The sequence below is a fragment of the Pseudoalteromonas sp. Z1A2 genome, assembly GCF_011378755.1.
Classification (GTDB): domain Bacteria; phylum Pseudomonadota; class Gammaproteobacteria; order Enterobacterales; family Alteromonadaceae; genus Pseudoalteromonas; species Pseudoalteromonas distincta.
The window spans coordinates 59,307-72,893 of the sequence record NZ_WTKX01000011.1 but is presented as its reverse complement, the minus strand read 5'-3'; the positions used below and the strand labels follow the sequence as shown (position 1 = coordinate 72,893).

12 protein-coding genes and 1 other RNA gene are annotated in these 13,587 nt (G+C 39.0%); 7 read left to right on the top strand and 6 right to left on the bottom strand.

Going from position 1 to position 13,587, the window contains the following annotated elements; all coding sequences use genetic code 11:
- Nucleotides 1–6 precede the first annotated feature (6 nt).
- Entirely contained in the window at nt 7–465 is a 459-nt protein-coding gene (gene mraZ, locus GQR47_RS09755; protein WP_007582904.1) for a division/cell wall cluster transcriptional repressor MraZ, read from the bottom strand.
- Nucleotides 466–961: 496 nt separating this feature from the next.
- Here mraZ and GQR47_RS09750 point away from each other — a divergent pair, with 496 nt between their 5' ends.
- Genes GQR47_RS09750 through GQR47_RS09740 form a run of 3 tightly spaced genes read left to right on the top strand, consistent with a single transcriptional unit; the run spans nt 962 to nt 2,006 of the window.
- Nucleotides 962–1,300 carry a hypothetical protein gene (locus tag GQR47_RS09750; protein ID WP_002957982.1) on the top strand — a complete coding sequence of 113 codons (339 nt, stop codon included), beginning with the start codon at nt 962–964 and terminating at the stop codon, nt 1,298–1,300.
- Nucleotides 1,301–1,306: 6 nt separating this feature from the next.
- Complete coding sequence (locus GQR47_RS09745) at nt 1,307–1,762, top strand: hypothetical protein (protein WP_024596382.1); 456 nt, start codon at nt 1,307–1,309, stop codon at nt 1,760–1,762.
- A 1-nt stretch (nt 1,763) separates the two neighbouring features.
- Complete coding sequence (locus tag GQR47_RS09740; RefSeq protein WP_165723747.1) at nt 1,764–2,006, top strand: hypothetical protein; 243 nt, start codon at nt 1,764–1,766, stop codon at nt 2,004–2,006.
- A 3-nt stretch (nt 2,007–2,009) separates the two neighbouring features.
- Here the strand turns inward: GQR47_RS09740 and GQR47_RS09735 are convergent, their stop codons facing one another.
- Together GQR47_RS09735 and GQR47_RS09730 are read right to left on the bottom strand one after the other, a co-directional pair.
- Nucleotides 2,010–2,984 carry a glutathione S-transferase family protein gene (locus GQR47_RS09735; protein ID WP_024596384.1) on the bottom strand — a complete coding sequence of 325 codons (975 nt, stop codon included), beginning with the start codon at nt 2,982–2,984 and terminating at the stop codon, nt 2,010–2,012.
- Nucleotides 2,985–3,005: 21 nt separating this feature from the next.
- Nucleotides 3,006–3,848: a pirin family protein gene (locus GQR47_RS09730; RefSeq protein WP_024606341.1), complete on the bottom strand. Its 843-nt coding sequence runs from the start codon at nt 3,846–3,848 to the stop codon at nt 3,006–3,008.
- 201 nt (nt 3,849–4,049) lie between these two features.
- Between GQR47_RS09730 and GQR47_RS09725 the strand changes: the two genes are divergently transcribed.
- Together GQR47_RS09725 and GQR47_RS09720 are read left to right on the top strand one after the other, a co-directional pair.
- A complete protein-coding gene (locus tag GQR47_RS09725) occupies nt 4,050–7,154 on the top strand; it encodes an EAL domain-containing protein (protein WP_165723746.1) in 3,105 nt (1,034 codons plus the stop codon).
- 88 nt (nt 7,155–7,242) lie between these two features.
- Nucleotides 7,243–8,127, top strand: a complete 885-nt coding sequence (locus GQR47_RS09720; protein ID WP_165723745.1) for a LysR family transcriptional regulator — start codon at nt 7,243–7,245, stop codon at nt 8,125–8,127.
- A gap of 3 nt (nt 8,128–8,130) precedes the next feature.
- On the opposite strand, the gene GQR47_RS09715 is transcribed toward GQR47_RS09720, so the two are convergent.
- A complete protein-coding gene (locus tag GQR47_RS09715; RefSeq protein ID WP_024595416.1) occupies nt 8,131–9,084 on the bottom strand; it encodes a YihY/virulence factor BrkB family protein in 954 nt (317 codons plus the stop codon).
- 127 nt (nt 9,085–9,211) lie between these two features.
- Here GQR47_RS09715 and GQR47_RS09710 point away from each other — a divergent pair, with 127 nt between their 5' ends.
- Nucleotides 9,212–10,291, top strand: coding sequence for a mechanosensitive ion channel family protein (locus GQR47_RS09710; protein ID WP_024595415.1), 1,080 nt, complete (start codon nt 9,212–9,214; stop codon nt 10,289–10,291).
- Nucleotides 10,292–10,365: 74 nt separating this feature from the next.
- Here GQR47_RS09710 and rnpB read toward each other — a convergent pair.
- Nucleotides 10,366–10,743: RNase P RNA component class A (gene rnpB / locus GQR47_RS09705), an RNA gene on the bottom strand.
- Nucleotides 10,744–10,784: 41 nt separating this feature from the next.
- Nucleotides 10,785–11,642 carry a 16S rRNA (cytidine(1402)-2'-O)-methyltransferase gene (rsmI, locus tag GQR47_RS09700; RefSeq protein ID WP_024595588.1) on the bottom strand — a complete coding sequence of 286 codons (858 nt, stop codon included), beginning with the start codon at nt 11,640–11,642 and terminating at the stop codon, nt 10,785–10,787.
- 61 nt (nt 11,643–11,703) lie between these two features.
- Here rsmI and GQR47_RS09695 point away from each other — a divergent pair, with 61 nt between their 5' ends.
- The gene (locus GQR47_RS09695; protein ID WP_024595589.1) at nt 11,704–13,581 is read left to right on the top strand and encodes a penicillin-binding protein activator; all 1,878 of its coding nucleotides are present in this window, start codon (nt 11,704–11,706) and stop codon (nt 13,579–13,581) included.
- Nucleotides 13,582–13,587: the final 6 nt, after the last annotated feature.

The window sequence follows — 13,587 nt, the reverse complement described above, 5'->3', positions numbered from 1 at the left end:
GTGCCGTTAGAGTGTAAAATTATCTAAATCTTGGTTAGGTTCAAAATCACCAAGCCTTTCAAGCTCAGTATCTTGCTGCATTTGCTCGTGCCAACGCGCCTCGTCCCAAATTTCAAACTTATTCATCAAACCAACCAGCATGATTTTTTTGCCAAGAGATGCATGGGCACGTAATGACGGCGCAAGCAAAATTCGACCATTTTTATCAAGTTGATACTCTGTAGCGTTACCTAGCAACATACGTTGCATTCGTCGAGCTCGTGGATTCATATTAGATATTTTCGCTAAACGGCTTTCTATTTCGAGCCACTCAGCCAATGGATATAACCATAAACACGGTTCATTTAATGCGACGGTACAAATAACTGTCCCCTGATCTTCAGACAACAGAGATTCTCGGTACTTTGTCGGTACCGCAAAACGCCCCTTATCATCCAAACTCAGTGAACTCGCGCCACGAAACATAAAAAACCTACTTTGAAATTGTTTTATTCAATTTCTTGTTTATTTTATCCAATGAGATCCACTAAAAACCACTTTTTACCACAGTGCTCCAGTTTAGGGCTTGACAAGCCATTTTGTCAAGTAAGCTGACCAGCTTTAGTGAGTCCCAAAGCTAGAAAAAATAAGGGCTCAAGCGAAGCGTTTGAATTACGTGGGAAAAAGTGGGATTGAGGTAAAGAAAAATATCAGCTTTGCTTTTGTAACTTTCTGTTTACATGCTTTGCTTACTGAATAACCAATGAATATTTACAATTTTTAAGGCGTTTTTATCCTCTTTGTAAAATTTACCTAGCCGTGTAGTAATAGTTACTGTTTATTTTAAAATACTAATTATCAAAAATTAAAAACCACAAGAAAAACCTATAAAATTCAGTCAGTTAAAATAAATAACAAGTTTGGTTTAATCATTGCATCACCTAAATCACTATTTAAATTTTTAACTTATTAAGGATTGATTATGGCTACTGCAACGAATACGAAACCAAATACAACTTCAGATGTTAAGCCTGACGTTAAACTAACAAATACTGAGTCTCCTCTTACAGAGAAAGCAACATCAGCGGCGCACGATGCTGTAGATGCACTTTCTAGCAAAGCTGCAACAGCTGAAAGCAGTGTGCGTAAAGGAGCTTCTAGCTCAGCAGATGCATTGAGCGAAAAACAACTTATCGCACGTGAAAAACTAAGCGAATGTACTGCAAAAACTCGTGCTTTTGCTTCTGAAAATCCATTAGCAACTGCGGGTATTGCTTTTGCTGCGGGTATGCTAATCACATCACTACTTCGTCGTAAGTAATTAGTGATGAATAACCCACAAACAACAGCAACCAAGGATGGTAATGCGCAAGACCAAACTACTGAGCAACATAGCCAAAAGGACGATTGGCAAGATCATGTTGCAATGCTTTTAGAGTATTCTAAGCAGCTCAAGGATGATTACCAAACTCAAGGAAAGATCACCCACCAGCTTGCTAAAGCCGAATGGCGGTTATCGCTTAGATCGCTTGCATTGATCACTATATTTTTAGGATGCTTTGCCAGTGGTTTGGTTTTGTTGTGGGCAGGATTTCTAGGTGCTGTTGGATACGGTGTATACGATGTTTTTGGGTCGGTATGGCTAAGTATTGCAACAGCTACTTTGCTACAAGTTGCTTGTTTAATATGGCTTTGGAAAAATACAGTTTACTTAAGCAATAAAATTGGCTTTAGTAAAACGCTTAAAAGTTTAAAGCAGCTATTTAACCTACAAGGAAATTAGTATGTTAGTTAACTACTTAATTAAAGCACCTAATGAAAACGTTGATGCTCTAAGTAAGCAAATGGATACGCGCAGTGAATTGAAACGCCAACATCATGCAGCGTTCCAATATAGACTAAAGCGTTTTGCCGTAACCAAAGTTGGGCTTTCAAGTGCCTTTATCGCAGGTGCAGCAGTACAAGCGAGTAAAAGCGAAACCAGCTTCGTAAGAAAATACGGCTGGCTAGTGAACTTAATAGCTTAAGCGCTAAACATTTCTACCGTGATCAGATAAGTAATCAATACTTGGACCACTTGGCACAACTTGTGTTGGGTTGATCATTGTGTGACTAAAATAGTAATGACGCTTAATATGATAAAAATCAACTGTTTCAGCCACTCCTTTAACTTGATATAGCTCCCTAAGGTATCCACTTAATGCAGGATAGCTTTCAATTGTGCGTAAATTACATTTAAAATGGCCAACGTACACACTATCAAACCGAATGAGTGTAGTGAATAGTCGCCAATCTGCCTCGGTGAGCCTATTACCTGTTAAATAACGCTGCTTGCTCAGTATCCCTTCTACTTTATCGAGTGCTTTGAATAAATCGTTAAACGCCTCTTCGTATGCATCTTGAGTTGTTGCGAATCCCGTACGATAAACACCATTATTTATATTTGGATAAATCAACGCATTTAATTCATCAATTTTTGGTCGTAGTGCCTCTGGGTAGTAATCATCGTTATTACCTGTTAATTCATTAAATGCACTATTGAACATACGTATAATATCGGCAGACTCATTACTGACAATTTTATTTAGCTTTTTATCCCACAATACGGGTACGGTAACTCGCCCGGAATACTTAGGATTATTTTTTATATACACTTGATGTAAGTAGTTACTATTAAATAAAGCATCACCAGTACTGTGGTTTTGCGTATCAAAAGCCCAACCACTATCAAGCATATCAGGGCTAACAACCGACACCGTAATTAAATCTTGCAACCCTTTTAACGCTCTAAATATAAGCGTTCGATGCGCCCAAGGACACGCAAGTGACACATATAAATGATACCTGTTCGCTTGTGCTTTAAATCCGGCCTCGCCCGTTATTCCAGCGCTACCATCAACAGTTACCCAGTGACGTAACTGCGCCGTTTCGCGTTCAAACTTACCGTTACTTGAATCTGTGTCGTACCATTTATCTTGCCATTGGCCGTTAACTAATAATCCCATAAAACTCTCCTAAAAATACCGTTATATTTTGCCAAACTCACCGTTTTGATAATCACGCACTGCTTGCTGTACTTCTGCTTGCGTCGTCATTACAAACGGCCCCATATGAGCAATAGGTTGATTAAGTGGATCGCCTGCTAAAACCAAAACACCAGCGCCGTGCTCAGAGCTAATATTAATATCACTGCCTGGTTCTAAAATAAGTAACTTACCCGCTGGTATTGCTTGATTGTCGCTCATTATTAGTGAGCCGCTATGAATATAAAGCATTACTTTTTGTTGGCTAAGAGGCTCTAAATAAGTGCTTTTACCAGCAGGTAATGTAATATCAGCGAGCGCCGCATTAGCAGCTAAACTTTGCAGCTCGCTTGCAAGCGTTTCACTTTCGAACTGCCACGATCCCGCAAGTGCTTTTAACGTCACGCCTTGCGTATTTGTAAAACTAGGAGCTGGGTTTTTAGTCGTATCTTGATAACGTGAATCACGCATTTTTTCTGCGCTTGGCATGTTTATCCAAATTTGAAAGCCATGCAGACCATCTATAGCATCAGCGAGTGGCATTTCACTGTGCATGACGCCGCGCCCTGTGCTCATCCATTGCACATCGCCTGCTTTAATTGCTTCTTTGTTACCCATTTGGTCACGATGTTCAAAGCCACCTTTTAGAATATAAGTAAACGTTTCAATTCCTCGGTGCGGATGCTCTGGAAAGCCTCCCATATAATCTTTTTTGTCGTCTGACTTAAGTTCATCAATCATCAAAAACGGATCTAAATATTTACCATCAAACCCAGGTATACGGCTAATGCTCACGCCATCGCCATCTTGAGTTGCATAAGCTGTAAGTATTTTTGATATTTTCATTTTTTAATTCACTCTAAAGAATAAGTTTATGAGGCTATTAAATCATTCATTAAACAAAATAACTATGTCTTTAAATCGAGCTTAAGGTTCTATAAAATAGAACGACATTGATTCATTGGTTACATTTTCAACCTTATAATTACTATGGTTATTTGGAGTGAATTTGGCTACAATTGTTATTGCAAAATACGAAACTAAGGAATGGTTATTTTTACTTATTCTCTCAAACATCAGCTTTATCGTTTGCTTATATTGCTAAGTATTCCGGGCACCGCTGTAATTATTTTTACTCTGCTGCTTGAACGCCACCACTCTATTGAGCAAAGTGAAAAAAAAGTAGAAAACATTGCTAAGCAATTAATTTTACAGCAAAAGCACTTAGTCGATGATATTGACCGTTTAGCGCGTTATTTGGCTAAAGAGGAAAGTAAGAAAGAAAATCTAGCTACGTCATGCCCTAATTATTTTAATCAATTTAGAGCTATTTATGCCCATATTGCCAATATCGGGATTATAGATCCAAATGGCATTGTTATGTGTACAACAAGCGGATTAACCAAAACAATAAGTATTGCAGATCGTGCGTATTTTCAAAATGCCTTAAAAAGTAACCAATTGTCAGTAGGTTATTTTCAGCACGATAGAAACTTGCAAAAAAACACCCTTAGCTTTGCGTTACCTATCATTAATAAAAAAAATGTAATTCAGGGCGTTGTAGTTATCGTTGTTGCGCTTGACTGGTGGAATAATGCTTTTAATAATATTGAACTGCCACCTGGCTCTATTGCTGCAATCGCTGATTCTAATGGAAAAATTTTAGCGCGTTACCCACCAACAACTGCAGCCCTTGGCGATAATATTGCAAAGACTTTATTAGCAACTGATTCTTCGATTGATAATGAGGCATCAACAAAAATAAAATCTATTAAGGGTGAAGATCGAATGCTTCATCACTCTATTATTTATAAAGATCCGAGTAATAACAGCTTAAATATACATATTGCACTTCCTATTACACATGCTTTAAAGCAAATAAATAATAATTTTTTTATAGCGATTGGTGTGTTTATTTTATCACTGCTAGTGCTATGTTTAATTGCACGTAAGCTGCTTAAAACCAGCATTATCGACCCAATTAATAATCTAACAAATGCAACAAACGTGTTGGCTAAGGGCGAAATGCCGTCACAAAAAATACAGCCAAATAACCCAGAGCTAAATACTCTCTATCAGCGCTTTAAATCAATGGCGCAAACCAGGTTAACAGCCGAGGCTAATTTAAAAAACAAGCACGATGAGCTTACCAGCTTGCTTAATACTCTACCCGACAGTTACGTTAGAATTAACATCCATGGCGATATTCTCAACATAACGGGGCAATTTAAGCCTCAAGTAAACCCAAACAGCACTGCAGCACCTCATTTATCATCAATACTTTCTCACAACAATGTGCAGCTTTTGTTATCGCAGTTATCTAAGCTTGATGTTTCGAGTAATTTAGAATTTACACTCGAAAAATCAGATCCTAAACGTAGCTTTGAAGCACGTATTAGTGCAATGCAAAGTAAAAATGAATACGTTGTTGTGCTAAGGGATATAACACAACGAAAAATAAATGAAGAAGCACTCCACCTTGCCTTGCTAGTGTATAACAACAGTAGTGAAGGCATGATAATCACCGATCCAGCGGGTATAATATTTGATGTAAACCCTGCGTTTTGCAAAACGACTTTATATAGTAAAGAAGAAGTTATTGGGCGCTCCTCTTCAATTCTTTCATCAGGAAAACATGATAAGAATTTTTACAATAAAATGTGGTCTGAATTACAGCAAACAGGCCGCTGGCAAGGCGAGGTTATTAACCGTAAAAAGAACGGGCAGCTTTACTCTGAGTGGCTCACAATCGATACGGTTTATGATACAAACAACGCACCTATTCGTCGAATCGCGATATTTACAGACCTCACTGAGAAAAAACAAGCCGATGAAACAATTTGGCGACAAGCTCACTATGATCACCTAACTGACTTACCAAATCGTTTAGAGTTAAAGGAGCGATTAAATCAACGATTTTCAAGCATTGTTACTCCCGACAATCAATTGGTTGTCATGCTTTTAGATATAGATCACTTTAAAGATATTAATGACACATTAGGCCATCATTATGGCGATAACTTATTAAAACTCGTATCGCAACGCATAGTTCAGTCGGCAAAAAATGCTGAGTTTGTGGCACGTATTGGTGGTGATGAGTTTGTTATTGTGTTTAATCGTATAAAAAGTACGCGTCATATTAATCAAATTGCCAGTAATATTTTGCTTAGCCTATCGTCGGCTTTGCATCTTGAAAACGAAGAGTTATTTATTAGCGCCAGCATGGGCATAGCATGCGCCCCTAATGATGGTGAAAATACTGAACAGCTTTTAAAAGCAGCCGATCAGGCTATGTATAAAGCAAAAAGTAATGGTCGTAACTGTTTTGAGTTTTTCTCTGCTGACATGCGCGAATATGCACACGCGCGCATGGTGCTATTAAAAGACTTACGAAGTGCCATTGAACTTGAACAATTTGAATTGTTTTATCAGCCCATTGTTGCTTTGAATGATTTACATATTCATAAAGCTGAAGCACTTATTCGTTGGCAACATCCCGAAAAAGGCCTAATTAGCCCTTTCGCATTTATTTCACTTGCTGAAGAGACCAGGCAAATAAATGCAATTGGCCAATTTGTATTTGCTCAAACCTTGCAAACGCTTAACGATATAAAAACCCTAACCGATGATACTTTTCAAATAAGTGTAAACGTGTCGCCAGTGCAGTTATCCACGCCAGAGAGTGGTATAGATGAATGGTACGATATGCTAAAAGCTGCAAAATTACCTGCATCCTCAATTGTGGCAGAAATAACTGAAGGCCTAATGATTAACCCCGAAGCATTAACGCAACGTCGCTTAAAAGAAATAGTAAAATCAGGTATGCAGCTTGCCCTTGATGATTTTGGTACAGGATATTCGTCACTCGCTTACTTACAAGAAATGGATACCGATTATTTAAAAATAGATAAACGTTTTGTTGATAATATCCAAGTAGGCAGTCAAGAACTTGCACTGTGTGAAGCAATAATTGTTATGGCGCATCAACTGGGCTTAAAAGTAATCGCCGAAGGAATTGAAACTAAATTACAAATGCAGCTATTACTTGAAGCCGGATGTGATTACGGACAAGGTTATTTATTTTCAAGACCTTTAAATAAAAGCAGCTTTATGGCACTTCTATCTGATAAAAAAGTCGCTTTATTAAAATAAATAAACAAAAAATTACTGTTACGCAATAAATAATGCGTCTGCGCGGTCAAGTTAAGCAATCAGATATAAGTAGTAACAGGATTTAAAAATGGCAAAAGCAACATTAGAGCAATGGCGAATGTTTAAAGCGGTTGTGGATCACGGCGGATTTGCAGGCGCAAGTGCGGCTGTACATAAAAGTCAGTCAACCGTACACCATGCTGTTCAAAAACTTGAAGCCGCCTTGCAAATTAAGTTGCTTGAAGTAAAAGGTCGTAAAGCATTTTTAACCGATAGCGGTAAACTAATTTTACGCAGAGCTGAATTTTTAATTGAAGAAGCAACTAAAATAGAATCGGTAGCGAGCACACTAAGCGAAGGCGTAGAAAGCACATTAAAAATAGCTGTTGATGAAGTTTTTCCACACACCATTTTATACCAGGCACTTGCTAAAACGAGTGAACTTTACCCGCTTTTAAAGATTGATTTAGTAGAAAGCGTGCTAACCGGTGCAAACGAATTACTACATAACTCAGTGGTTGATTTAGCCATTTCATCAATTCCTATCTATGGAATTAGTTGCAGTACGTTATGCGATATAGAGTTTATAGCCGTTGCGCATAAAGACCATGTATTACACCAACAAACTGAACAACTCAACTTTCGCGATTTAAAGCTACACCGGCAAATAGTAGTTCGCGACTCAGCAATCCACACCAGTCACAATGATGGCTGGTTAGGTGCTGATATGCGCTGGACAGTCAGCCATTTACGCAACTCTATTGATATGGTTAGTCAAAATTTGGGTTACGCTTGGCTGCCAAAAACACAAATAGCACATTTAATTGAAGATAAAACGCTCATCCCACTTAATTTAGACCAAGGTACAACCCGTACCCTTAATTTATATTTAATGTGCAACGACAACGACAGGCTTGGTCCTGCAGCACAAGAGTTTAAAGAGCAGCTTATAGCTCTCACTAACTTTAGCTAATAGCTATTCGTTTTTTACATCGAGGTGATCTGCCACATAGGCGCCTCGCTGCCCACGCTCTTTAGCTGGGCCTATAGTACTGTCTTTACCTGTTTGCTGCTCAGTAGCTGCATTAATAACAGCACCTAATGTGATTATATAAGCGCTGATATACAACCACATCAACATGATCACTACACCACCTAGTGAGCCGTAAGTTTCGTTGTAACTAGAAAAACGCGACACATAAAAAGAAAAACCTATAGATGCCAAAATCCAAAGTACAGTAGCAATAGACGAACCCATCGTGATCCAACGCCATTTGGCCGGTTTACGGTGTGGGGCATAACGATATAAAAGTACCAATGCAAAATTAAAGGTAAAAGCTAATAATGGCCAAGAGATGAGTTTAATTAATAAATCTATACTTTCTTTTAGCCCCACTAAATTAAGCACAATAGGTAAAATACCAATAATTAATAACGCAAAAATTGCGACAACAATCGCCCCTACCGAAAATAAAAAGCGTACTAATTGAGCTTTAAAAAATGAACGTTTATCATATTCACGATAACTAATATTACACGCAGTAATAAGTGCTTGGCTGCCCTTAGAACTACTCCAAATGGTAAGTATAAGCGTACCAATTGCACTTAAGCTCAAGCTGGCACTTGATGTTTTTGCAAGGCTAGAAACCTGAGATAAGATTAGTTCACTGGTACTTGGTGGGAGCAAAGTAACTATTTTACTTAAATGATCACTAATATCTGCAGGGGATGAAAAGTATGCATACACAGATACCATCGCCGCAATGGCCGGAAAAATAGCAAGTAACGCATAAAATGCCACACCCGCTGCCACTATAGATAAGTTATCTTCACTCATTTGCTTAAAAATGCGCTTAACAATATCCCACCAACCTATAAAAGGGATATGACCAGGCTGCTCAGCTTGCTGTCCTCGTTTAGCTTCTTTCATTCTAAACCTCAATATTTGTATTACATTACTACAGCAAAATGTTTGCCAAGTTAAATAAAGTATTTGGTACTAAACTTGCTGTTACCTAATATTAACGATTATAAAAACCAAACACGGACGATAAGCCATGCCTAGTAGCCAATCAAACATTATAGCTTTAAACAATACGCCTCCCAGCACGCAAAGTTTTCAAGGCGATGTGTTTACGTGGCAGTTTTTTCATGAACAAGCTGTGCAATTACTTCATGCAACAGCGCAAATATTACCCACACTATTACTCGGTATAATACTTTTAGCATTAAGCTATTTAATTTCAGGGCCACTTTCTCGATTGCTTATAAAGCCTATTGACTACATGACTGACAGTAAACTAGTTCATCTAGTTGTAAGGCGCAGTATAAGCACTTTAATTATTTTATTTGGCGTGTACTTATTCCTGCGCTTAGCAGGGCTTACCGAGTTTGCTGTCGCCATTATGAGTGGCACGGGACTAATAGGACTTATATTAGGTTTTGCCTTTAGAGACATAGCTGAGAACTTTATCGCTAGTTTATTACTGAGCATACAAAGGCCTTTTAAAATCGACGATGTAATTGAAGTAGACAATCGTTTAGGTATTGTTAAAAAAGTAACCGCAAGAGCAACCACACTTGTTGATTACGATGGCAATCATATTCAAATACCTAATGCGACGGTATATAAAAATACTATTAAAAACCTGACTGCCAATCCAAAAATGCGCGGAAAAGTAGAAATTGGTATTGGCTATGATAACGATATACGCAGCGCACAAACCCTCGCCCTAGCTATTGCCAATCAACAAAATGCGGTACTTAGCGACCCACCTGCGCAAGTTTTAATAAAAAACTTAGGCTCATCTACTATTAACTTCGTTTTGTATTTTTGGGTTAATAGCGAGCAACACAGCCCATTAAAAGTAGCTTCCCAGCTTATGCGCGAATTAGTTAATGAGTTTACAAAACAAAACATCAGCATGCCTGATGACGCACGAGAAAGAATTATACTCACCGACCCTAGTGAAAATGTTTCTAGTTTAGGGGAAGAACAACCATCGCAAGTGCAAAGCGAAAAAAGTGAAACTGTTGATCAAACTAAAACACTTGATGATGTAAGCAGTGATACCGACGAAATACGTGAACAAGCAGAGCAATCAAGAGACCCAGAACAAGGTAAAAATATTATTTAAAGATGCTTAAATTGTATTAACTAAAATTTAGACACAGAAAAGCCCGCAGCGTTAACTGCGGGCTTTTTATTGAATGAGTGAGTCAGCCGGTAAGCCGGGTTTTGTCCTTTCCGAAGAAAGTGATAATCATTCGTCTAGGCCATAAATCGCTCTATGGCTCAAGCAACCTACCCGGTTCTCACGTGGGCCACGCGTTCATTATTTAAAATGATAGAACCCTATTTGGTCTTGCTCCGAGTGGAGTTTACCTTGCAACCGACTATTACTAGCGGCCCGGTGCGCTCTTACCGCACCCTTTCACCCTTACCAATCGAGATTGGCGGTCTCCTCTCTGCTGCACTTGTCGTAGGCTCACGCCCCCCAGCCGTTAGCTGGCACTCTGCCCTATGGAGCCCGGACTTTCCTCCCCCTGATCATTTTCGTCACAGGCAGCGATCATCTTGGCTGACTCGGCGCGCAGTATACATGAGGCTAATACTAAGCGCAGTAAAATTTACTCTTTTTCTTCAATAATTGTTTTATATAAAGCGTTTTTCTTCATACCAAAGTATTCGGCTACAACGCCACAGGCTTTTTTCATTGGCATTTCACTCTCAAGAAGTGCCAGCATTTTGCGCGCTTCTGGCGGAACATCGTCTATTTGCTTTGGTTTACCCGCAAGCATAAGCACTATTTCGCCGCGCTGCTTGGTAGGATCATCAGTTAAAAATTGTTTAAGCTCACTTACACTACCATTAAAAAATGTTTCAAAGGTTTTGGTTAGCTCTTTAGCAAACACGACTTGCTGCTCATCACCAAGGGCTAGTGCTAAATCATCAAGGCTTGCCATAATACGGTGCGTACTTTCGTACATTATGCTGGTAATGCCTGAGTTAACAGCTTCGGTAAAAAAGTCTTGGCGAGCTTTGCTTTTAGCTGGCGTGAAACCAATAAACTGAAAGCGGTCAGTTGGTAAGCCTGAACAACATACGGCTGTAATTGCAGCACATGCACCTGGAACAGGTGTAACATGAGCGCCTTGTTCGCGACATAGATTTACCACAGCGTAGCCTGGATCACTAATTAGCGGTGTACCAGCGTCAGATACTAAAGCAATATTCAAACCTTGATTAAGTTGATCAATAATTTGCTGTGCTTTTTGCTTTTCGTTGTGGTCGTGTAATGCAAACGTTTTTGCCTTAATTCCAAAGTGGCTAAGTAGCTTGCCGGTATGGCGAGTGTCTTCAGCAGCTATTAAGTCAACTTGCGATAATGTCGCAATGGCACGGTGACTTAAGTCGTCATAATTGCCAATTGGGGTGGCAACAATGTAAAGAGTGCCAATTTTCTGTGAATTCTCCTCATTTAACATTGAGGTCTCCTGCGTCAGTCAGTAATATAAGCAAATCGCGTTAACGTATTGGGAAATCATTGTGCGACTTAAACTAGTTAGTCTATTAATTATATTGTCAGGGTTATCGGCGTGTAGCACAACCGAAAAACCAACTAAAAACAGCGATAACGTAAGTAACCGCACTAATGCTCTGCAAAATCAGGCAACCAGTGCGCAATCTATCTACCAATTGGCGCAAAACCGCCAAGGTGCCGATAAAATACAGTTATTGTATAGTGCCCGTGATGCTGCGATTAGTGAGCAAAATTGGCCTTTGTTAGAGAAAATTGGTAATGAGCTTGAATTAACCGCAAGTGTTGATCAAATCCAAAACCGTCTTTATATTGCATTTGCACAAAAACAACAGAATAAGAATGATCAAGCTTTGGTGATTTTACAATCACTAGACGGACAACTTACTCAACCTGAGCATTTTGCATGGCATCAGTTTTTAACAGCCAGTATTTATGCATCGCAAAATTTTCCTAAAAAAGCTGCCCCCTACTTCTTTAGAGCCTCTGAAACAGCAACAAAAAACAATATAGAAATCCCTCAGCTCAATCAAAATTTGTGGGATAACTTAAAACAGCTCTCTTCATATGCGCTTGAACGTTTTAACCGTGGTTCGGTTATCCAGCAAGGCTGGGTAAACCTTGGTCTATACTATCAAGTATATGCAAGTAGCGGCGTGGAGCTAGACCAAGCAATTAATAATTGGCGCAGACGCTATATTGGGCATCCGGCTTTTTCTGTATTACCTGTACAGGACGAAATGCTTACTGAGCTCGCCCCTATTAATATAGAGCGTTTAGTTGTGTTGTTTCCACAATCAGGCCCTAACGAACGCTTAGGTGATGCGCTTAAAGCCGGTGTGTTAGCTGCACTTGATACGCGAACTATCAACGACACTATTTTTATTGATGAAAACCTAAGCACTGAGGAAATCGCAGCGCAACTTGAAGAAATAAAGCCTGATTTTGTAATTGGTCCTCTACTTAAAGCAAATATTGATAAACTAGCCAATGCACAAACTCTTATTGATACTCCGGTACTGCATTTAAACAATTTTGATGGTGAGCGCATTTCGCTTCAGCATTATTACTTTGCATTGAACCCTGAGCACGAAGTACAGCAAGCTCTGGAACACTTTTTAACTAAGGGCTATCAAAAGCCTATGCTGCTTGCGCCAAATAATGCAAATGGCCAACGTTTAGTTGATTATTTTAACCTACAGTGGCAACGCTACAGCGAAACCAAGCCACAAATCGGTTTTTATAACGATAAAAAAGATATGCCGAACACAATTACCAGCTTATTAGAAGTTGATAAGTCAAAAGATCGCATACAAACAGTTAAAGCATTATTTAAGCAAGAAGTAGAAAACGAAACGCGTTCACGCAGTGATATAGACGTTATTTATATTTTGGGTGATGCAATAGAAACTCGCTTAATTAAACCTTACCTTGATGTAAACGTCAGTACATTTGCTGATCGTATCCCACTTTATGCAAGCTCTAAAAGTCATAGTAAACAAATTGACAGTACAGACAAAGGCGACTTAGACGGCCTATACTTCACTGAATTACCGTGGATGCTTGATTCACAAATTAAACAACATAATTTACGCCAGCAGTACAACTCTCTATGGCCTGAGCAAATTGATATTAGCCAACGCTTATTTGCAATGGCGTACGATGCAGTATCAATATTACATGACATTAGACAGTTAAGCGTAATGCCAGGCAACCAATATAGTGGTTTAAGCGGTAAGCTATCTGTTAATACCAGCGGCCATATAGAACGTATGCTCGACTGGGCTCAATATACAAACCGTCGCATTAAGCCTGTGCAATTAAAAACACAACGCCCGGTACCATTGTTTATGCAATCAGCGGGTGATATACAAACTATAAATTAAACTTTA

Bases quoted from the DNA above. Each gene is read 5' to 3' on its own strand.
- GQR47_RS09745 (WP_024596382.1), top strand. From the start codon at position 1,307: ATGAATAACCCACAAACAACAGCAACCAAGGATGGTAATGCGCAAGAC.
- GQR47_RS09710 (WP_024595415.1), top strand. From the start codon at position 9,212: ATGCCTAGTAGCCAATCAAACATTATAGCTTTAAACAATACGCCTCCC.
- GQR47_RS09750 (WP_002957982.1), top strand. From the start codon at position 962: ATGGCTACTGCAACGAATACGAAACCAAATACAACTTCAGATGTTAAG.
- GQR47_RS09735 (WP_024596384.1), bottom strand. From the start codon at position 2,984: ATGGGATTATTAGTTAACGGCCAATGGCAAGATAAATGGTACGACACA.
- GQR47_RS09715 (WP_024595416.1), bottom strand. From the start codon at position 9,084: ATGAAAGAAGCTAAACGAGGACAGCAAGCTGAGCAGCCTGGTCATATC.
- GQR47_RS09725 (WP_165723746.1), top strand. From the start codon at position 4,050: ATGGTTATTTTTACTTATTCTCTCAAACATCAGCTTTATCGTTTGCTT.
- mraZ (WP_007582904.1), bottom strand. From the start codon at position 465: ATGTTTCGTGGCGCGAGTTCACTGAGTTTGGATGATAAGGGGCGTTTT.
- GQR47_RS09720 (WP_165723745.1), top strand. From the start codon at position 7,243: ATGGCAAAAGCAACATTAGAGCAATGGCGAATGTTTAAAGCGGTTGTG.
- GQR47_RS09740 (WP_165723747.1), top strand. From the start codon at position 1,764: ATGTTAGTTAACTACTTAATTAAAGCACCTAATGAAAACGTTGATGCT.
- rsmI (WP_024595588.1), bottom strand. From the start codon at position 11,642: ATGTTAAATGAGGAGAATTCACAGAAAATTGGCACTCTTTACATTGTT.
- GQR47_RS09730 (WP_024606341.1), bottom strand. From the start codon at position 3,848: ATGAAAATATCAAAAATACTTACAGCTTATGCAACTCAAGATGGCGAT.